The organism is Mesorhizobium sp. WSM4828, assembly GCF_055811175.1.
Genome location: NZ_JBVVQK010000029.1, coordinates 1 through 18,658, shown reverse-complemented (window position 1 = coordinate 18,658; position 18,658 = coordinate 1). Strand labels below are relative to the sequence as shown.

The window sequence follows — 18,658 nt, the reverse complement described above, 5'->3', positions numbered from 1 at the left end:
CACGGTACTGTCACAATCCTGTTGCACCTACACCGTATCCCCGTGCCAAGAGGGATGGCTCGAAGGAGAATCACTCGTGCATACAGTCATGCCGGAATGTGATGCTCGGCCGAACGCCAGCGGGCCTTTGCTCGTCGGCCGGAACGCCGATGCCGTCATAAAAGGCGCATCGCTCGGCCGCATCGGCAATCTCGAAGTGCGGCTCGCCCGCAACGAGGCCGAGATCGCTGCCGCGCAGGAAGTGCGCTACCGGGTGTTCTACGACGAGCTTGGCGCCAGGAAGGACCTGTTCCAGATGCAGGACCGTCGCGACGCCGATCGCTTCGATCCCCTCTGCGACCATCTGCTGGTCTTCGATACTTCGCTTTCCGGCCCCGAGCATCGCCGCATCGTCGGCACCTACCGCCTGCTGCGGCAGGAGATTGCCGCGGCGGCCGGCGGCTTCTATTCCGAAGGCGAATTCGAGCTGACCAAGCTGATCGCGCGGCATCCCGGCCAGCGCTTCCTCGAACTCGGCCGCTCCTGCGTTCTGCCGGAATACCGCTCGAAGCGCACCATCGAGGCGCTGTGGCAAGGCATCTGGGCCTATATCAACCATTACGGCATCGGCGTGATGACCGGTTGCGCGTCGTTCCACGGCACCGTGCCGGCGGCACATGCCGAGGCGCTGACCTATCTTGCCCACCACTGCCGGACGAATTCATCGTGGGACGTGCGTGCCGTCGCCGGGCGCTATTGTTCCATGGATCTGATGCCGATCGAGGCCGTCAATGCCAAGGCGGCGATCGCCGCGATGCCGCCGCTGGTCAAGGGCTATCTGCGCGTCGGCGCGCGCATCGGCGACGGCTGCGTCATCGACCGTGAATTCTCGACGGTCGACGTGTTCGTGGTGATGCCCGTCAAGGAGATCGGCGCCCGCTACGTCAATTATTATGGCGGGGAAGCGCAGCGGTTTGCGGCCTGACACCTTAATTCAGGGAATATCTTCCGGACGCCGGCCAGGCTTGCTTTTGTAGGACGGAAAGGCCCAGCCGAATTTGAGCGCGCCGCCGCGCACGCAGAAAGCCGCCATGAAACCTGCCAGGCCCGACGCAAGCGGCGGCAGTCCGGCGAAATCGCCAAGTGTGTAGAGGCCGGCGCCGGCAAGCGCTGCGGTAACGTAGATCTCCGGTCTCAGGAGCACCGAAGGCTCACCTGTCAACAGATCGCGCAGAATGCCGCCAAGGGTTCCGGTGAGCATGCCGGTGACGATCGAAACTACAGGTGAGCCGGTGATCGTCAGCCCCTTGGCCGCGCCCATCACCGAAAAGGCCGCAAGACCTATGGCATCGAGCCAGAGCAGCAATTTGTAGCGGGACTCCAAACGATGTGCGCTGAAGAAGACGACGACCGCCACCGCCGCACAGATTAGCACATAGTCGCGGTTTCCCACCCAGAACACGGGCACGTTGAGGATGACGTCGCGAACCGTGCCGCCCCCGATGCCGGCAACGCTAGCCAGAAACAGGTAACCGATAATGTCGAGCTGTTTGCGCGAGGCGGCCAGCGCACCGGTCGCCGCGAAAACGGCGACGCCGGTGTAGTCGAGAAGCTCAATGGGGTTCATGGAGTGAATAATGAAACAGTGAGTAGGGAATAGCGAGTGGCTCCCGAGAAAGCGGATTGACCCCAAATGAATTAAATGGTTGAATTGTTCATTCAATTAGGTGGACGCCTGTGTCCCCTCGCCGCTACAGCATGGGTTCCCGGACTGCCGCCTCCGCTAAGACGAGGCAGCGCATCCTCGACGCGACAATCAAGCTGCACACCCAGAACGGCATCTTCGGCACGACTTGGAAGGACATCGCTACGGAAGCCGATGTCGCCGTTGGCACCGTCTACAAGCATTTTCCTACTCTGGACGACCTAGTTCCGGCGTGCGGCGAAGTGCTGATGGAGCGCCTGCGTCCTCCGTCGCCCGAATCGGTGACGGAGATAATCGGCGGGGCGACGGACTCTAAAGAACGGTTGCACCGGGTCGCCAACGAGCTGTTCGCCTTCTACCACCGTGGCGGACGGCATCTCGAAAGCGACCTGCGCGAGCGCCAGCTTCCAGCCATGCGGGAATGGGAGGAATACCTGCGACACATGGTGGCCGGATTCGTGCGCGAGGCACTGGCGCACGACAGTCCCGGCAATGATGTCGTGCAGGCAATCAGCTTTCTATTCGACTTTCCGACGTTCAACGCGATGCGGATACGCGGCATGGCGGTGGACCTCGCCGTCGAAACGGCAACAGAAATGGCGCTCTGCTGGCTCAAAGGCCAAGGCCGAACGAGCACGTCTTGAGCGAACAGAATGCGGGAGGCGAAACAAAGGTCAGATAGCAAAGGGAGGAAGTCATGGACACGAATGTCGTTGAAATCACCGAATTTGCATTGAAGCCCGGATTCACCGAGCAGATGTTCCTGCAGACCAGGGATGAAGTGAATGACGAGGTGCGAAAGCTCAAGGGTTTCCTCAACCGTCGCCTGCTCAAATCCGAAGGCGGCTGGACGGAGATATTCCAATGGGCGGACATAGACAGCGCCAAGGCGGCTGGCGAAGTCTGGTCTACTTTGCCCGGCATCAAAAACTATTGCTCGATGGTGAACACCGCCTCGCTGAAGGTCGGCTACCACTCTGTGGCGGCCGTGGCTAGTGGCAAAGCCGGCGGGAGCACCCCTCGCGCCTTTTGCAGTCACCCCTTGGAAGGAGAGGCACGCTGGTGGCTTGGCTCGCTGGCGGTGATCAAGGCGACAGCGGCCCAGACGGCGGGCCAGTTCACGCTGATCGAAGTGCTCGAGAATGAAGGCGAGGCGCCGCTGCATGTGCACCATCGCGAGGACGAGTCATTCCAGGTGATGGAAGGCGAGATCGAGTTCGAGATCGGCGGCAGGAAGATAATGGCTGGACCCGGTTCGTTTCTCTTTGGGCCACGCGACGTGCCGCACCGCTATACGGTCAAGCGTGGGCCGGCCCGCATGCTGTTCTTCTTCACGCCTGGCGGTTTCGAGGAACTTCTGAGGGCGACCAGTGTGCCCACCGACGACAGGCGCATCCCTCCGGACGGAGAAGGAATGCCGGACATGGAGACATTCCCCGACGTGGTTCGCCGCTATGGCTGTGAACTGCTGGGCTGAGGGGCAGGAAAGCCCTGCACGGCGACCTGTTTGATCGCCCCCTCCAATCGGACAGGTTGGGGGCGGTCGATCATCCCTCACGCTTTGGTGACGGTTGCTGCAGAACGGTGCACTATTCCCAGTTCACGCATCCTTCTCGGCCTGCTCATTGACCGGCCCCGGCTCGACCGGCGCTTCGCTTGCTACATGCTTGGGGCCGCCCCTGGCGACGCCGACCATGGCCGGCCGCAACACGCGCTCGCCGATCGAATAGCCGGGCTGCACGACTTGCACGACCGTGTTGGCCGGCACGTCGGGATTGGGCACCTCGAACATCGCCTGGTGGAAATTCGGATCGAATTTCTCGCCCTCGGGTTCGAGCTTCTTCACGCCGTGACGTTCCAGCGCCGACAGCATGGCGCGCTCGGTGATCTCAACGCCGTCGATCAGCGCTTTGAACCCGGCATCGCCCGAAGCTTTGGCCTCCTCCGGGATAGCATCCAGGGCACGGCGCAGATTGTCTGACACCGAAAGCATGTCGCGGGCAAAGTTGGCGACCGCATAGGCGCGCGCATCGTGGACGTCGCGGGCGGTACGGCGGCGCAAATTCTCCATGTCGGCCGCGACGCGCAGTGCGCGATCCTTCAGCTCTTCGTTTTCCTTCAGAAGCCGCACAAGCGCTTCATAGTCGCCGTCGACGCCGCCTTCCCTTGGCTCCGCGGCAGCCTCGGTCTTCTCGGCTTCGTCGGGCGCGCGTTCGTCTTTTGCCTGGTCGCTCATCGCCGTTTCCCGTCATTTTCGAATGATGTGGATTTGCGCCCGATATCGAGGTTTAGCGACCAAAAATCAAGGGGCAAGCGCTACTGCAGCCGCTGTCGCGGCCCGATGGCGGGCCGCGCAAACCTTTCGATTTTAATTCAAACTTTACCGTGACCGCCGGCTTTGCTTGCCAGGCTACTACAATGCGGGAACCATTCCTCCCTTGGAAGAGTTTCGAAGCCGACACAGGATTTTGAGATGATGCCCCGCAGGAATGGCGAAAAACGCGACGGGCTCGCTGCCGATATCCGGCGCCAGCTCGGCACCGAGGCGACCAAGCGCTTTCTGCGCACCTTGCCGGCCTTCCGCACGGAGTCCGATATTCCCGACCGTCTGAAGGAATTGCTCGACCGCCTGGACGGCGTGGAAGCCAAGGTGGTCGCAGGCGGGCGCCGTCGGTAGACACCGCCGCCAACGACGCGACCTGCAATTGCGGCCGCAATTCCTCGCCATCGCGCGACATTTACGCGCAGTAACTTTGCGTGATCTTCGTCTTGCGGCAGCGCCCTGCTCCGCCTATGTTTCATGATGAACATGATTTCCCCCGAAGCTGTGGCAAACAGCAAGCGCGCCTGGTTGAAAATCCTGTCGCGCTATAAAAAGCCCGACAGGCGTCGCAGCGCCGTCGAACTCGCCATCACCCTCATTCCCTTCGCCACGCTGTGGGCACTGTCCTCGGCCGCCTATGCCTATGGCCATTGGTGGGGTCTGGTCCTCATCCTTCCGGCAGCCGGCTTTCTGGTGCGGATCTTCATGATCCAGCACGATTGCGGCCACGGGTCCTTCTTTGCCAACCGCTATGCCGACGACTGGATCGGCCGCGTGCTTGGCGTGCTGACGCTGACGCCCTACGATTGCTGGCGCCGCGCCCACGCAACCCATCACGCCAGCGCCGGCAATCTCGACGAGCGCGGCACCGGCGACATCAAGACACTGACCGTCGCCGAATACCGGCAACTGTCGTGGCGGGGCCGGCTCGCCTATCGCCTCTATCGCCATCCGCTGGTGATGTTCGGCCTTGGCCCGATATGGATCTTCATTTTCGAGCAGAGACTGCCGTTGGGCATGATGCGGGGTGGCCTCACCCCCTGGGTGTCGTCGATGTCGACCAATCTCGCCATCGCGGTCATCGCCGCGCTGCTCATCTGGTTCGTTGGCCCCGGCGCGTTCCTGGTCGTGCATTTGCCGATCGTCATCCTCGCCGGATCGGCCGGCATCTGGCTGTTTTATGTTCAGCACCAGTTCGAGGAGACGGAGTGGACAAAGGACTCCGAGTGGGAATTCCAGCACGCAGCCCTGCACGGTTCGTCCTATTACGACCTGCCGCCGGTGCTGAACTGGATTACCGGCAATATCGGCGTACACCACGTGCACCACCTCTCGGCCAAGGTGCCATGCTACCGGCTTCCGGAAGTGCTGAGGGACTATCCGGAATTGCGTGAGATCGGCCGCGTCACGCTTCTCGACAGCCTGCGCTGCGTCAAGCTGGCGCTGTGGGACGAGAGCCGCAGCAAGCTGGTATCATTCCGCGAAGCGCGGATGGCCGTGTAGACGCACCGCCGCACGAAGAGTGCGGCGGCTCCAAATTCCGAGCCTCAAGCCGCCCGGCGTTGGTCGCGCATCAGGATTTCGCCCTGGCGGATCTCGGTGCCCAGCACCTTCAGGCATTCGCGCATGAAGGCGGCAAGGCCCGGCCAGCCCTTGGCCGACACCAGATTGCCGTCGACATGGGCGCCGGTCGGCGCAACATCGATATAGATGCCGCCGGCCAGCGTGACTTCCGGCTCGCAATATTGCAGCGCCGCGACTTCGCGGCCGCGAACCACGCCGTCGACCGCGATCAGGATCTGCACGCCGTGGCAGATGGTGAAGATCGGTTTTCCCGTCTCATGGAAATGCCGCACCAGCGCCTGCACGCGCTTGTCGATACGGATATATTCCGGCCCGCGCCCGCCCGCCGCGTAGACGGCGTCGTATTCGGCCGGGTTGACCTCTGAAAACGTCTTGTTGAGGATGTAGTCGTGGCCGAGCTTTTCCGTATAGGTCTGGTGGCCCTCGAAGTCGTGCAGCGAGGTCTTCAGAATGTCGCCGGCCTTCTTGTCGGGACAGACGACGTGGACGGTATGGCCCACCGCGTGCATGGCCTGTTCAAAGACGAAAATCTCGTATTCCTCGCTGAACTCGCCAACGAGCATCAATATCTTCTTGCCAGCCATATCCGGTTCCTCCCTTGTGGCCACATTTATTCGGAGCGCGAAATAATAGGCCTCCTAAGGTGGAGAGGCGCAAAATAAAAGGCCGAATCGGGAATGTGGTCCGACCAGATAGGGTTTCTGGCCCTCTGGGGCGGATCAGCCGGCGCGCACCCGCCGCCAGGAATATTTCGGGCCTTTGGCCTCCGGCTTCACCGACGGCTGGTAGAACAGCGGCAGTCCGCCGGTGCGGCCTTGCTCGAGCCGCTTCAGCAGCACCGGGTGCGAGATCTCGAATTCGTCGAAGCCGAGGCGCAGCATGTGCGGCAGCTGGTCGACCAGCACTTGCCCGGTGGCGCGCATGGCGCCGGTGAAGTGGTAACGGCTGCGCAGCAATTCGCCCTTGGAGAACGAGCGGCCGTCATTGAACGCCGGGAAGGCCAGCGCCACCAGCGACAGCTGATCGAGCAGGCCGGCGATCTTTTCGAGCTGGTCGCCGGGCTGCAGCAGCACGCCGATGCGTTCCTTCGCCGACCGCCGCACCTCCGGATCGAGGCCGAGAAACGCCTGCAGCGGCAGGATGACGCGGCCATTGCCGACCAGCGCCTCGGCGCTTTCGGCATGAACCCACTCGTCCTCGCGGAACCCATCCGGTGTCCACAGCCGCGTGGCGTTTTCGGCTATCAAGTCGCTCATCAAGAAATTTCCCAAGTCCAAAATCTGAATGCCAAAAATCCTGGATCCCAATAAGACCCTAAAGCGAGGCGTCGGTCAGCGACCTTTCCAGCCCCGACAAATGGATGCCGCATTCGGTCTTGGCGTGCCCGGCCCAGCGGCCGCTGCGCGCGTCGTCGCCCGGCTGCACCGGCTGCGTGCATGGGAAGCAGCCGATCGACAGATAGCCATAGGCGACCAGCGGGTTTTCACGCAGCACATGTGCGCGCATGTAGCCGGCCTGGTCCGATGTCGTCCAGTGCGCCAGCGGATTGATACGGATGCGCGAGCCGACCGCCTCGAACACCGGGAGCGCTGCCCGGGTCGCCGCCTGGAAGCGCTTGCGGCCGGTGAACCAGGCGCGGAACGGCTCGACGCCGCGCGCCAGGGGCTCGACCTTGCGCACGTCGCAACAGGCGTCGGTATCGGTCTCGTTCAGATTGCCGGTCGGGTCGATCCTTGCCAGCGCCGCATCGTCGGGCCTGATCACCCGGATATCGGTCAGCCCGAAATCGGCGACCAGCGCGTCACGATAGCCGAGCGTTTCCTCGAAATGCTTGCCGGTGTCGAGAAAGATCACCGGCAGCGTGCGGTCGATCTCGGCGATCATGTGCAGCAGCACCGCCGAATCCGCGCCGAAGGACGAGACGGCCGCGATTTCGCCGTGAAAGAATTCCCGGGCCGACCGCTCGATGATCTCCAGCGGCTTCAGATGGCCGTAGAGCGCGTCGAGACCTGCCGCTTGGGCGGCGATGCCGGCCTCGACGTCGACGATACGGTCAAGCGGCCTTGGTTTCGCCAGCATAGAGCGCCTCCTTGAACGGCGCGGGACCGACTCGGCGGTAGGCGTCGATGAATCGTTCGTTTCTGTCCAGCCGAAGCCCGAGATAGGTCTCGACGATCTGCTCGATGGCATCGGTGATCTCTTCCGAACTGAAGCCGCGACCGATGATCTCGCCGACCGAGGTGTTCTCGTCGGCCGAGCCGCCGAGCGTCACCTGGTAGAGCTCGGCGCCTTTCTTCTCGACGCCGAGGATGCCGATATGGCCGACATGGTGATGGCCGCACGCATTGATGCAGCCGGAAATCTTCAGCTTCAATTCGCCGATCTCGCGCTGGCGCTCCAGCGACGCGAAGCGCCGCGAAATTTCCTGCGCCACGGGAATCGAGCGCGCCGTCGCCAGAGCGCAATAATCGAGGCCGGGGCAGGAGATGATGTCGCTAATCAGGTTGGAATTGGCCGTCGCCAGCCCGATATCGACAAGCGCGTCATAGACCGCCTTGAGGTCGGCACGCGCCACATGCGGCAGGATCAGGTTCTGCTCGTGACTGACGCGCAGCTCATCGAATGAATATTTTTCGGCAATGTCGGCGACCGCTTCCATCTGGCTGTCGGAGGCGTCGCCCGGCGTCTCGCCGATGCCCTTGAGCGAGATGGTCACCGCCGCGTAGTCGGGATGGCGATGGGTGACCACATTCTGGTCCAGCCATTCGGAAAAGCTCTTGGAGTCGAGGCGGGCAAGCTTGACCGCCTCGTCGCCTTCCGGCCGGTCGACAAGCGCCGGCGGCGCGAAATAGGCGTCGATGGCGCGGATGTCTTCTTCCGGCAGCCTCAGCTCGGCGTCCTTCAATTCCTGCCATTCGGCCTCGACCTGGCGGGTGATCTCCTCGACGCCGGTCTCATGGACCAGGATCTTGATGCGCGCCTTGAACTTGTTGTCGCGACGGCCGTAGAGGTTGTAAACGCGCAGGATCGCCGTGCAGTAGGACAACAGATCCGCTTCGGGCAGGAAGTCGCGGATCTTCTTGGCCACCATCGGCGTGCGGCCCTGGCCGCCGCCGACATAGACGGCGAAACCAAGCTCGCCGGCGGCGTTCTTCTTCAGATGCAGGCCGATGTCGTGCGTCTGGATGGCGGCGCGGTCGCGCTCGGCGCCGGTCACGGCGATCTTGAACTTGCGCGGCAGGAACGAGAATTCCGGATGCACCGACGACCATTGCCGCAGGATTTCGGCATAGGGGCGCGGATCGGCAACCTCGTCGGCGGCGGCGCCGGCGAAGTGGTCGGCGGTGACGTTGCGAATGCAGTTGCCACTGGTCTGGATGGCGTGCATCTCGACGCTTGCCAGGTCGCCCAGGATCGCCGGAATGTCCGACAGCGCCGGCCAGTTGAACTGGATGTTCTGGCGCGTCGTGAAATGGCCATAACCCTTGTCGTATTTGCGGGCGATATGGCCGAGCATGCGCAGCTGCTTGCTGTTCAGCGTGCCGTAGGGCACCGCGATGCGCAGCATATAGGCATGCAGCTGCAGATAGACGCCGTTCATCAGCCGAAGCGGCCGGAACTGGTCCTCGGTGATCTCGCCGGCAAGCCGCCGCGCGACCTGGTCGCTGAACTCGGCGACGCGGGCCTTGACGAAATCGTGGTCGAACTCATCGTAACGGTACATATTCAGGTCTTTCCGGGCGCGTCCGCCCGTTATTTTTTTCGTTCGAGCATGATCGGGATCATGCTTGTGTCATCTATGCCGCGCGTGCGGCTTGCGGACGGGCCTGCTTGCCCAGATCGTTGCGGGTGGTCGGGCCGGCGGCACGGATCTTTTCACGCAGCCGGACCGCCTCGACCTTGCCGTTGACCACGGTCACGTCGATCAGATTGACGTCGACCACTTCGTTGTTGGCGGAGGCCTTGGCGCCGATCGCCTCCAGCCGGTCCTCGGCCGCCTTGTCATGGGCGATGTCGGCATGGTCGATGGTCTCGGCCCAGCCGCCATTGGCGTACCAGACGGCTATGCCGTCGGCGAGGCGGTTCGCGGTCAGGACTTTCATTGGTTCACTCCTTGCGCGGCAGCACGGGCCACGCTTTCCTGCCTGTGTGCCGCCAGCGGCTCGGACCGTTCGAAATTGGCGCCGGCGACGGCGTCGCCGATGATGGTCATCACCGGGCCGCTGAGGTCGGCACGCGCCTCCAGCGACGGCAGGTCGGCCAGCGTGCCGTGGAAACGGCGGCGGTTGGGAAGGCTGGCATTCTCGACCACGGCGACGGCCGTATCCGGCGACAGGCCGGCTTCGATCAGCCGGCCGGCCACCTCGGCGGCGACCGAGCGGCCCATATAGACGGCGACTGTCGCGCCGGAAATGGCGAGCTTTGCCCAGTCGGGCAGCGAATTTCCCTTGAGGTCATGGCCGGTGGTGAACACCATCGACGACGACACGCCGCGCAGCGTCAGCGGCAGTTCGAAATCGGCGGCGGCGGCAAACGCCGCGGTGACGCCCGGAACCACCTCATAGGCGACGCCTGCATCGCGAAGGGCCGCCATCTCCTCGCCGGCCCGGCCGAACACCAGCGGGTCGCCGGACTTCAGCCGCACGACGCGCTTGCCGGCGTGACCAAGCTCGACCAGCAGCGCATTGATCTCGGCCTGGCTCTTGGAATGGCAGCCCTTGCGCTTGCCGACCGGCAGCCGCTCGGCATCGCGGCGGCCCATGGCGACGATCGCCTCCGGCACCAGCGCGTCATGAACGATCACGTCGGCTTCCATCAGCAGGCGATGGGCGCGCAGCGTCAAAAGGTCCTCGGCGCCGGGACCGGCGCCTACAAGCGCGATATGGCCCGATGCCGGTTCGTTCGAAAGCAACAGGCCGACCGCTGCATCATGCGCCTCCGAAAGCCGGCCAGCCTCCACGGCACGGGCCGGTGCGCCGCCAAAGAAATCGCTCCAGAAGCGGCGGCGGGCATTGCCTTTCGGCAGCAGTTTTTCGGCGGCGTCGCGCAACGATGCGGCAAGGGCTGCGAGCGGACCGAGCGAGGGCGCCAGCATGCGGTCTATGCGGCTGCGCAGCATCTGCGCCAGCACCGGGCCGGCGCCTTCGGTGCCGATGGCGATGGCGACCGGTGCGCGGTTGACCAGTGCCGGCGTGAAGAAATCGCAGAGCTCCGGCCGGTCGACGGCATTGACCGGAATGCCCAGCCGGCGCGCATCCCCGGCAACGCGGCGGTCGAGCGCCTCGTCGCCGCTGGCGGCAAACACCATCACCGCACCGGCGAGATGTGCTGCATCGTAGGCGTCGGCAATGTGGGTGGCCCCCGTCTCGGCGATAAAGGCCAGCAGATCGGCGCTTGCGGCATCGCTGACGATGCGCAGCACAGCGCTCGACTGCGCGAGCAGCCGCGCCTTGGCCAGCGCCTCCTCGCCGCCGCCGACGATGGCTACGGCTTCGCCCTCGACCCGCATGAAGACGGGAAACGCATTGAGCTTGGGCGTGGCTTGCGGCATGACGAGCGGAATCCTGGAACCGTTTGTCAGTTCTACGCGAGGGCGCGAAAAACCAGAAGGCACCCACTCGCGCATCGCTTGGTAGCAGGCAATCTCTTTTCTGCAAGCATGAACGCCAAGAGAAAAATATTCCACATTCAAATGCGGAGCGGATTGAAGCTGCTGTTGCGGCCCTTGATCCGCCGCCTTTTTAGCGGCTGGAGGAGCTAGGCACAAAACAGATTTTTCTAAATTCTATCAATTTAGTAGATTAAGCCGCCGGATGCCGACCGAGCCATCGACGGCAGCCCCGCACCCTTGCCGGCCCTTGTCGGAGCACCGGGTCCGAATACCGGAACATTCCCGCCTCGGCACGCGTTTGCCTTATGGGCCTAGGCTTGGCCACACCCCTGCGGCAAAGGCCCGGCGATGGGCTCGAAAAATCAAAAAAGGAGCGCCCCATGAGCAACGTCAGACTGAAACGCGGACTATGGATCGTGGTGGCAGATGGCGAAAAGGCGCTGTTCCTCGAGAACCGCGGAGACGTCCAATATCCCGACCTTCAGGTCGTGCACGAGATGGAGCAGGAAAATCCGGCAACCCGAGAACAAGGCACGGACCGCCCCGGCCGCTACAGCGACGGCCCTTCCGTCCACCGCAGTGCGGTCGAGGACACCGACTGGCACCGTCTCGGCAAGGAGCGTTTTGCCGATGAGATTGCCGACAGGCTCTACAAGCTCGCGCATCGCGGCACGTTCAAGGAGATCGTGCTGATCGCGCCGCCGGCGGTGCTGGGCGACATGCGCAGGAAGCTGCACAAGGAGGTCACCGACAAGATAACGGCGGAAATTCCAAAGACGCTGACCAACCACAGCATACCCGATATCGAGAACCTGCTGCAGGCGACCTGATCGGCATCGGCGGCGCAGCAATTCCTTATTAATCGCCACGCTGGAGCAGGCCAGGGTAATCGGCTCGGTTTGCGCTGCCCCTCACCCTTACCCATTCCGGGGCGAGCCGCTTGTCTCGCCCGTCCTTCGGACCCCCGTGAAGGACGGGGAGAGGGGGTCGCCAGCGTTGCGTCCAAGCCCCTTCTCCCCGTTCTGCACGGGGAGAAGGTCCCGGCAGGGGGTTGAGGGGCGGCGCCGAGTTTGCCAATTGGTTGCGCCTACGGAGCAAGCCGCGGCGTAGTGGCAAATCCCGCCGGCTCTCCGTCTTTTGCCGCCTTGTCATCGATTTCATGGTGACTGCGGGGTTGTCTCGCGACTGTCGCAGCCTCCATACTGCCAAGGCGGCGGCTTGTGGGCGGCGCACACTCGACATCGCAATTCCTGAAGGCGCTTCATAGACAATGCCGCATGACACGCCCCTTATCGCCACCATCGTCGCCGGTCTGGGGCTGGCTTTCGTCTTCGGCGCACTTGCCAACCGTTTTCGCGTGCCGCCGCTGGTAGGCTATCTCGTCGCCGGCGTTCTGGTTGGACCGAACACGCCGGGCTTCGTTGCCGATGCCGGCCTCGCCAATGAACTGGCCGAGATCGGCGTCATCCTGCTGATGTTCGGCGTCGGCCTGCATTTCTCGCTGAAGGACCTGCTGTCGGTTCGCGCCATCGCCGTGCCCGGCGCCATCGTGCAGATAGGCTTCGCGACAGCGCTCGGCGCCGGCCTTGCCTGGATGCTCGGCTGGTCGATGGGCGCCGGGCTGGTCTTTGGCCTGGCACTTTCCGTGGCTTCGACCGTGGTGCTGTTGCGCGCCCTGCAGGAGCGGCGGCTGATCGAGACCGAGCGCGGCCGCATCGCCGTCGGTTGGCTGATCGTCGAGGATCTCGCCATGGTGCTGGCGCTGGTGCTTTTGCCGGCATTGGCCGGCGTGCTCGGCGGCCAAGAGCAGGTGGAGGTGCACTCCAGCGGTCTGCTGTCGCTGCCGGCGAGCTACGGCGTCTGGGGCGTCGTCGGCATCACACTAGCCAAGGTCGCGGCCTTTGTCGTGGTCATGCTGGTGGTCGGCCGCCGGCTTATCCCCTGGATCCTGCACTACGTCGCCCATACCGGATCGCGCGAACTGTTCCGGCTGGCGGTGCTTGCGATAGCGCTTGGCGTCGCCTTCGGCGCGGCCAAGCTGTTCGGCGTGTCGCTGGCTCTCGGCGCTTTCTTCGCCGGCATGATCATGAGCGAATCCGAGCTCAGCCATCGCGCGGCCGAGGAATCGCTGCCGCTGCGCGACGCCTTTTCCGTGCTGTTCTTCGTTTCGGTCGGCATGCTGTTCGACCCGTTCAGCCTGATCAGCAATGGCTGGCCGATCCTGGCGACGCTGGCCATCATCGTTATCGGCAAGTCGCTGGCAGCCTTCGTCATCGTCGTCGTCTTCCGATATCCGGTCGCAACCGCATTGATGATTTCGGCAAGCCTTGCCCAGATCGGCGAATTCTCGTTCATCCTTGCCGAACTCGGCGTCGGGCTGAAGCTGCTGCCCGAACAAGGCCGCGACCTCATCCTCGCCGGCGCCATCCTGTCGATCGTCCTCAATCCGTTGATGTTTCTTGCCGTCGACCGGATGAAACCCTGGCTGGAAGCACGCGCCGGCAGGACGGCGACGTCCGGCGAAGCAAGGCCGATCGGCCCGGCGACCGAGCCCGGCCAGGTCGCTTCGGTCGCGGCGCCTGCGAAGGAGGGTGACCCGCCGCCCAGGACGAGGCTGACCGGCCACACTATCCTGATCGGCTACGGCCGGGTCGGCAGCCTCGTCGGCGCGTCGCTGAAACAGGCCGCCCTGCCCTTCCTCGTCATCGAGGATGCCGACAAGACGCTGGCGAAGGTCAAGGCTGACGGCATCGAAACCGTTGCCGGCAACGCGGCGAATGGCGACGTGTTCGCCGCATCCAATCCCGAGGGTGCGAAGCGGCTGATCCTGGCCATCCCCAACGCCTTCGAAGCCGGGCAGGTCGTGCTGCGCGCCCGCGCCGCCAACCCGGCAATCGAAATCATCGCCCGCGCCCATTCCGACGCCGAGGTCGAGCACCTCAAGGGCCTTGGCGCCGACACCGTCATCATGGGCGAACGCGAGATCGCGCGTGGGATCGTCGAGGAGGTTTTGGCAGCACCGAAGCCTTCGGCAGCCTAAGCCTGCGCTGCCCCTCACCCTTACCCTCTCCCCGCGAAGAACGGGGAGAGGGGGGCGTCAGCGTTGGAGCTTGTCCCTTCTCCCCGTCCCTATACGGGGAGAAGGTGCCGGCAGGCGGATGAGGGGCAGCGCCGACGATCGATAAAACCAACCGCTCAAACGTGCTGGCCGCCATTGATATGGATTTCCGAGCCGGTCACGTAGGACGCCTGCTGCGAGCATAGGAAGAAGATGATGTCGGCGACTTCCGCCGTGGTGCCCAACCGTCTCAGCGGAATGGTCTCGACGATTTTTTCCGTGCCCGGCGACAGGATCGCGGTGTCGATCTCGCCCGGCGCAATGGCGTTGACGCGAATGCCGTGCGGACCGAAATCATGCGCCATCTCGCGCGTCAGCGAGCCGAGTGCCGCCTTCGACGTCGCATAGGCGGTACCGGCGAAAGGATGCACTCGGGTGCCGGCGATCGAGGTGACGTTGACGATCGAGCCCTTGGCCGACGCCAGCTCCTTGAACAGGCCGCGCGCCAGCATGATCGGCGCGAAGAAATTCACCTGGAAGACGTCGCGCCAGACATGCATCGGCGTGTCGATCGAGTTCATGCGGCTATTGCCGTCCTTGAGCTTCGGCGAGATACCGGCATTGTTGACCAGCGCGTGCAGCTGTCCGCCATGCGCCTCCAGCCGGTGGCGGATTTCCGAGATGGCGATGCCGACATCCTCCTGGTCGGCGAGGTCGACCTTGATGTGGTCTTCCGGGCCGGCCGGCCAGGGGCAGTCCTCGGCAAAGGCCTGGCGCGAGCAGGTGATGACGCGCCAGCCTTCGCGTGAAAAGCGCTTGACCGTGGCATGGCCAATGCCACGGCTGGCGCCGGTCAGCACGATGGTCTTTCTGGTGTCGGTCTCTGCCATTAGCGAGTCTCCGGCGCGTGATCTAGCCGAATATGGTTGCGGTGGCGAGGGCCATTCGACGGCCGCGCGAGCATGCGCCCCGATGCCGAATAACGGACGATCTCTTCAAAAACAGGTGGGGCACTCGTAGCGCATGCTGAGGTTTGAGAGGAACATGAGTACCGCCAAAACCCCCAGGACACTTAGAAATACGGTACGGGACCTCCGGAACACGCGCCCACTGAGCCAAGCCAGACCATACGGGATGGCAAGACTGGCAATGAAGGCGCCGGTCATTCCACCTATTCTCTCATCAAGAAGGTATGCCGGCTCAGATCTGAGATTAGGTATCTGTCGGAACAAAATGGCACTTGCTGTTATGGCGATCAGCAACGCCCATTGTTCAAAGCTCAGACGGTTGAACCTACGAACAGCTTCCATCGTTCGCCTTACCCGGCAATAGTCGACCAACTGATCAACTATAGGCCGAGTTTGTCAATCCCGATCAGTCTGATGGCTTTGACGTTCAGCCGCCTGTCAGAATATCCAGGATCGAGGTCTGCCGCTTCTTGACCGGGCCGCCGACTTCGCCGGGCGGCACCGGATGCTTGATCGATCCGGTGGCGCTGTCGACGCCCGGCATGGCCAGGCCGCCGGCATCGACCGTCTCGGCAGGACGCGCGGGACGCGAAGCCGACTGGGTGGCTGCTGCGGGCGGCGTCGATTGGCCAACGGAAGCGACCGGCGCAGGCGGTGCCGTGTCGGACGGTATGTCGTCCGGGACGACGGTGTCGGGCGGCGTCGATTTCCAGGTTCCGGGCAGCGGCCGCACCGGCACGCCCTCATGGGCGGCGACCATGAACTCGTGCCAGGCCTGCGCCGGCAGTGCGCCGCCGGTGACCTTCTTCATCGCGCTGCCGTCATCGTTGCCGAACCAGACGCCGGTGGTCAGGTTGGCTGTATAGCCGATGAACCAGGCATCGCGCGAGTTCTGGCTGGTGCCGGTCTTGCCGGCCGCCGGCCAGGCGAACGCCGCCTTCCTGGCCGTGCCGATCTCGACCGTGCCGGTCATCATCGAGTTCATCATGCCGACGATGTCGGCCTTGACGACGCGCGGCGCACCGCCGCCATTGTTCTCGTAGAGCACCTTGCCGTCGCTCGTCGTGACGCGGCGGATGAAATGGATATCCGGCTTGTAACCGCCATTGGCGAAGGGAACATAGGCCGAGGTCAGTTCCAGCGGCGTCACTTCCGAGGTGCCGAGCGCGATCGAGGTGTTGGCCGTCAGCTCGGACTGGATGCCCATACGGTGCGCCGCCTCGACCACCGCATTCGGCCCGACTTCCATGGTCAGCTGCGCGGCCACCGAGTTCAGCGATTTTGCCAGCGCCGTCGCCAGCGTCACCTTGCCGAAATATTTGCCGCCGTAATTGTCGGGCGTCCAGTTGCCTATTCTGATCGGCGCGTCGTTGCGCACGCTGTCGGGCGTGCGGCCGGATTCCAGCGCCGCCATATAGACGAACGGCTTGAATGCCGAGCCCGGCTGGCGGCGCGCTTCCGAGGCGCGGTCGAACTGGCTGGTCGAATAATCATAACCGCCGACCATGGCGCGCACCGCACCGGAATTGTCGATCGACACCAGCGCGCCCTGGCTGACATTGAGCTTCTTGCCGCTCTGGTCGATCAGCCGGCGGATCGATTCCTCGGCGAGCTTCTGCAGTGTCAGATCGACGGTCGCGTCGACGACGATGTCGCGGCGCACATCGCCGATCAGATCGGGCAGTTCTTCCATGATCGTATCGGCGACATAGTTTTCCGAGCCGGTCCAGTAGGACGGCGCGCGCGTCGCCGGCGCGCTCATCGCCGTGGTCATCTCGTTGGCGCTGATCTTGCCCTCGTCGCGCATCGCGGCAAGCACCAGCTGCGAACGCTGTTCGGCGGCCTTCGGGTCGCGCGCCGGTGACAGCCGCGACGGCGCCTTGAGCAGGCCGGCGAGAAGTGCCGCCTCCGACAGCGTGACATCGCGCGCGCTCTTGCCGAAATAGCGGCGCGAGGCCGCTTCGACGCCATAGGCGCCGGAACCGAAATAGACCCGGTTGAGGTACATTTCGAGGATCTGGTCCTTCGTATGCTTGTGCTCGAGCCACAGCGCCAAGAGCACTTCCTGCACCTTGCGTTCCAGCGTGCGGTCCGGCGTCAGGAACAGGTTCTTGGCCAATTGCTGGGTCAGCGTCGAGCCGCCTTGCGAGAAATGCCCGCCGACAACGTTGGTGACCATGGCTCTGGAAAGACCGATCGGGTCGATGCCGAAATGCGAATAGAAGCGGCGGTCCTCGATGGCGATGACGGCCTCGGGAATGTAGGGCGACATTTCGTGCAGCCCGACGGCTTCGCCGCCGCTCATGCCGCGATTGCCAAGCAGCTGGCCGTCGACCGAGACGATCTTGATGTTGGGCGCTCGGTCGGGAATGGCCCAGGTGGTGGCCGCCGGCATTTTCGCGCCGTAATAGACGACGATGCCGGCAGTGGCGATGCCGCCCCAGATGGCCAGCACGAAGCACCAGTAGAACAGCCGGCCAAGCACGGCGAACAGGCCGCGCCGGCCTTTGCCGCGCCCGCCGCGTGACGGCTTGGCCTTGGACGATTTGCGCTTTGCAGCGGCTTTTCGGTTGCTCGGCACGACGCGGTCCTCCTCGCTCACCGAAAAACCGGACGAGGATCTCGCCCCCGGCGATGCCTCGAAGCTGGGCTCGATGCGGCTGTCTTTCCGGTTCGCCATGCGCTGTGCTGTCTTCCCCATGCCTATGGCGTTCGGGTTGAAGACTAGATGCGGCAGTTTAAAGGCGGGTTAAGTCGGGAAAAATCGAAGTAAACTGTATTCAATCGCTTGCGAAACACGCGCGGCCCGCGACAGTGCCAAAGCCGGAAATGAAAAACCCGCCTCGGCGGGCGGGTCGTTGGAGCCAATAAGCACCATACGGAGATTAGTAGCATAGCTGCCGGCACAAAGCAAGAACAAAATACGCTTCGCCTCAGAATAATCACTTCAGGTCGGCGGTTGCGACAGCCGTCAGTCGTCCGCGTCCGGATCATCGGAGGCCGGCCGCCAGCTGATCGGCTCGACCTTCCTTTGCGTATGGCCGTCGGTATAGGCCCACCAGCCGGCGTCGCTTTCGTCCCAGTCGCCGCCGGCCGCCTTCAGCCGGTCGAGCGAACGGTATTGCGCGATGCTCTCGTTCATCACGCCGTCGCTGTCCTGCCAATAGACGGTGACCTTGGAACCGTCCTTCGGTGCCGTTTCGATTGGTTTTCGCGCAGCCATTTCAATTCCTCCCGATGAAGCGAACGGAGCGCCGGGACAAGCGCCCTCGGTTCCTGGTCGATGGCCTTTACGAGAATTCGCTCCGGCGAGACATATGGCGTGGTTTTCGAGAACCGGAGCGCAGCGGACGTTTGGGTCCGTGTTGGGGTGGACGGCCCCCGACGGCATCGTGATGTGCCAGAATGAGGTCGTTGCAGATCTCAATCA

18 protein-coding genes are annotated in these 18,658 nt (G+C 63.6%); 7 read left to right on the top strand and 11 right to left on the bottom strand.

Annotated elements, in window-relative coordinates; all coding sequences use genetic code 11:
* Positions 1 to 88 precede the first annotated feature (88 nt).
* On the top strand, positions 89 to 964 hold the full coding sequence (gene olsB, locus AC0L2X_RS26145; RefSeq protein WP_292664606.1) for a l-ornithine N(alpha)-acyltransferase: 876 nt from the start codon (positions 89 to 91) through the stop codon (positions 962 to 964).
* Between the two features lie 9 nt (positions 965 to 973).
* Here the strand turns inward: olsB and AC0L2X_RS26140 are convergent, their stop codons facing one another.
* Positions 974 to 1,606: a trimeric intracellular cation channel family protein gene (locus AC0L2X_RS26140; protein WP_352488618.1), complete on the bottom strand. Its 633-nt coding sequence runs from the start codon at positions 1,604 to 1,606 to the stop codon at positions 974 to 976.
* A 110-nt stretch (positions 1,607 to 1,716) separates the two neighbouring features.
* Here AC0L2X_RS26140 and AC0L2X_RS26135 point away from each other — a divergent pair, with 110 nt between their 5' ends.
* Both AC0L2X_RS26135 and AC0L2X_RS26130 read left to right on the top strand, forming a co-directional pair.
* Entirely contained in the window at positions 1,717 to 2,328 is a 612-nt protein-coding gene (locus tag AC0L2X_RS26135) for a TetR/AcrR family transcriptional regulator (RefSeq protein ID WP_473600610.1), read from the top strand.
* Positions 2,329 to 2,381: 53 nt separating this feature from the next.
* A complete protein-coding gene (locus AC0L2X_RS26130; protein ID WP_473600609.1) occupies positions 2,382 to 3,161 on the top strand; it encodes a cupin domain-containing protein in 780 nt (259 codons plus the stop codon).
* A 123-nt stretch (positions 3,162 to 3,284) separates the two neighbouring features.
* Here AC0L2X_RS26130 and grpE read toward each other — a convergent pair whose 3' ends face one another.
* Positions 3,285 to 3,920, bottom strand: a complete 636-nt coding sequence (grpE, locus tag AC0L2X_RS26125) for a nucleotide exchange factor GrpE (protein ID WP_473600608.1) — start codon at positions 3,918 to 3,920, stop codon at positions 3,285 to 3,287.
* A 237-nt stretch (positions 3,921 to 4,157) separates the two neighbouring features.
* Here grpE and AC0L2X_RS26120 point away from each other — a divergent pair, with 237 nt between their 5' ends.
* Together AC0L2X_RS26120 and AC0L2X_RS26115 are read left to right on the top strand one after the other, a co-directional pair.
* Positions 4,158 to 4,361 (top strand): hypothetical protein, encoded by a 204-nt coding sequence (locus AC0L2X_RS26120; protein ID WP_023675249.1) that lies wholly within the window; start codon positions 4,158 to 4,160, stop codon positions 4,359 to 4,361.
* A 126-nt stretch (positions 4,362 to 4,487) separates the two neighbouring features.
* Positions 4,488 to 5,510, top strand: a complete 1,023-nt coding sequence (locus AC0L2X_RS26115; protein WP_023675248.1) for a fatty acid desaturase — start codon at positions 4,488 to 4,490, stop codon at positions 5,508 to 5,510.
* Positions 5,511 to 5,554: 44 nt separating this feature from the next.
* Here AC0L2X_RS26115 and AC0L2X_RS26110 read toward each other — a convergent pair whose 3' ends face one another.
* The 6 genes from AC0L2X_RS26110 to cysG all read right to left on the bottom strand — a co-directional run bounded on the left by AC0L2X_RS26110 (position 5,555) and on the right by cysG (position 11,142).
* Positions 5,555 to 6,175 carry a DJ-1/PfpI family protein gene (locus tag AC0L2X_RS26110; RefSeq protein ID WP_352665649.1) on the bottom strand — a complete coding sequence of 207 codons (621 nt, stop codon included), beginning with the start codon at positions 6,173 to 6,175 and terminating at the stop codon, positions 5,555 to 5,557.
* Positions 6,176 to 6,310: 135 nt separating this feature from the next.
* Positions 6,311 to 6,847 (bottom strand): DUF934 domain-containing protein, encoded by a 537-nt coding sequence (locus AC0L2X_RS26105; protein WP_473600607.1) that lies wholly within the window; start codon positions 6,845 to 6,847, stop codon positions 6,311 to 6,313.
* A gap of 58 nt (positions 6,848 to 6,905) precedes the next feature.
* Positions 6,906 to 7,670: a phosphoadenylyl-sulfate reductase gene (locus AC0L2X_RS26100; protein ID WP_473600606.1), complete on the bottom strand. Its 765-nt coding sequence runs from the start codon at positions 7,668 to 7,670 to the stop codon at positions 6,906 to 6,908.
* On the bottom strand, positions 7,645 to 9,315 hold the full coding sequence (locus tag AC0L2X_RS26095) for a nitrite/sulfite reductase (protein ID WP_473600605.1): 1,671 nt from the start codon (positions 9,313 to 9,315) through the stop codon (positions 7,645 to 7,647). The genes AC0L2X_RS26100 and AC0L2X_RS26095 overlap by 26 nt, the downstream gene beginning before the upstream one ends.
* 73 nt (positions 9,316 to 9,388) lie before the next feature.
* On the bottom strand, positions 9,389 to 9,694 hold the full coding sequence (locus AC0L2X_RS26090; protein WP_352488609.1) for a DUF2849 domain-containing protein: 306 nt from the start codon (positions 9,692 to 9,694) through the stop codon (positions 9,389 to 9,391).
* The gene (gene cysG, locus AC0L2X_RS26085; RefSeq protein ID WP_473600604.1) at positions 9,691 to 11,142 is read right to left on the bottom strand and encodes a siroheme synthase CysG; all 1,452 of its coding nucleotides are present in this window, start codon (positions 11,140 to 11,142) and stop codon (positions 9,691 to 9,693) included. The genes AC0L2X_RS26090 and cysG overlap by 4 nt, the downstream gene beginning before the upstream one ends.
* A gap of 440 nt (positions 11,143 to 11,582) precedes the next feature.
* Between cysG and AC0L2X_RS26080 the strand changes: the two genes are divergently transcribed.
* Together AC0L2X_RS26080 and AC0L2X_RS26075 are read left to right on the top strand one after the other, a co-directional pair.
* The gene (locus AC0L2X_RS26080) at positions 11,583 to 12,032 is read left to right on the top strand and encodes a baeRF12 domain-containing protein (protein ID WP_473600603.1); all 450 of its coding nucleotides are present in this window, start codon (positions 11,583 to 11,585) and stop codon (positions 12,030 to 12,032) included.
* Between the two features lie 440 nt (positions 12,033 to 12,472).
* Complete coding sequence (locus tag AC0L2X_RS26075; RefSeq protein ID WP_473600602.1) at positions 12,473 to 14,242, top strand: cation:proton antiporter domain-containing protein; 1,770 nt, start codon at positions 12,473 to 12,475, stop codon at positions 14,240 to 14,242.
* 155 nt (positions 14,243 to 14,397) lie between these two features.
* Here the strand turns inward: AC0L2X_RS26075 and AC0L2X_RS26070 are convergent, their stop codons facing one another.
* The 3 genes from AC0L2X_RS26070 to AC0L2X_RS26060 form a co-directional block, all read right to left on the bottom strand.
* Entirely contained in the window at positions 14,398 to 15,150 is a 753-nt protein-coding gene (locus AC0L2X_RS26070; protein ID WP_023675240.1) for an SDR family NAD(P)-dependent oxidoreductase, read from the bottom strand.
* Between the two features lie 505 nt (positions 15,151 to 15,655).
* The gene (locus tag AC0L2X_RS26065; RefSeq protein ID WP_473600601.1) at positions 15,656 to 17,908 is read right to left on the bottom strand and encodes a transglycosylase domain-containing protein; all 2,253 of its coding nucleotides are present in this window, start codon (positions 17,906 to 17,908) and stop codon (positions 15,656 to 15,658) included.
* 291 nt (positions 17,909 to 18,199) lie between these two features.
* The gene (locus AC0L2X_RS26060; RefSeq protein WP_473600600.1) at positions 18,200 to 18,451 is read right to left on the bottom strand and encodes a hypothetical protein; all 252 of its coding nucleotides are present in this window, start codon (positions 18,449 to 18,451) and stop codon (positions 18,200 to 18,202) included.
* Positions 18,452 to 18,658: the final 207 nt, after the last annotated feature.

Coding starts and splice junctions, on each gene's coding strand:
- olsB (WP_292664606.1), top strand. CDS start 89: ATGCCGGAATGTGATGCTCGGCCGAACGCCAGCGGGCCTTTGCTCGTC.
- AC0L2X_RS26140 (WP_352488618.1), bottom strand. CDS start 1,606: ATGAACCCCATTGAGCTTCTCGACTACACCGGCGTCGCCGTTTTCGCG.
- AC0L2X_RS26130 (WP_473600609.1), top strand. CDS start 2,382: ATGGACACGAATGTCGTTGAAATCACCGAATTTGCATTGAAGCCCGGA.
- grpE (WP_473600608.1), bottom strand. CDS start 3,920: ATGAGCGACCAGGCAAAAGACGAACGCGCGCCCGACGAAGCCGAGAAG.
- AC0L2X_RS26120 (WP_023675249.1), top strand. CDS start 4,158: ATGATGCCCCGCAGGAATGGCGAAAAACGCGACGGGCTCGCTGCCGAT.
- AC0L2X_RS26115 (WP_023675248.1), top strand. CDS start 4,488: ATGAACATGATTTCCCCCGAAGCTGTGGCAAACAGCAAGCGCGCCTGG.
- AC0L2X_RS26110 (WP_352665649.1), bottom strand. CDS start 6,175: ATGGCTGGCAAGAAGATATTGATGCTCGTTGGCGAGTTCAGCGAGGAA.
- AC0L2X_RS26105 (WP_473600607.1), bottom strand. CDS start 6,847: ATGAGCGACTTGATAGCCGAAAACGCCACGCGGCTGTGGACACCGGAT.
- AC0L2X_RS26100 (WP_473600606.1), bottom strand. CDS start 7,670: ATGCTGGCGAAACCAAGGCCGCTTGACCGTATCGTCGACGTCGAGGCC.
- AC0L2X_RS26095 (WP_473600605.1), bottom strand. CDS start 9,315: ATGTACCGTTACGATGAGTTCGACCACGATTTCGTCAAGGCCCGCGTC.
- AC0L2X_RS26090 (WP_352488609.1), bottom strand. CDS start 9,694: ATGAAAGTCCTGACCGCGAACCGCCTCGCCGACGGCATAGCCGTCTGG.
- cysG (WP_473600604.1), bottom strand. CDS start 11,142: ATGCCGCAAGCCACGCCCAAGCTCAATGCGTTTCCCGTCTTCATGCGG.
- AC0L2X_RS26080 (WP_473600603.1), top strand. CDS start 11,583: ATGAGCAACGTCAGACTGAAACGCGGACTATGGATCGTGGTGGCAGAT.
- AC0L2X_RS26075 (WP_473600602.1), top strand. CDS start 12,473: ATGCCGCATGACACGCCCCTTATCGCCACCATCGTCGCCGGTCTGGGG.
- AC0L2X_RS26070 (WP_023675240.1), bottom strand. CDS start 15,150: ATGGCAGAGACCGACACCAGAAAGACCATCGTGCTGACCGGCGCCAGC.
- AC0L2X_RS26065 (WP_473600601.1), bottom strand. CDS start 17,908: ATGGCGAACCGGAAAGACAGCCGCATCGAGCCCAGCTTCGAGGCATCG.
- AC0L2X_RS26060 (WP_473600600.1), bottom strand. CDS start 18,451: ATGGCTGCGCGAAAACCAATCGAAACGGCACCGAAGGACGGTTCCAAG.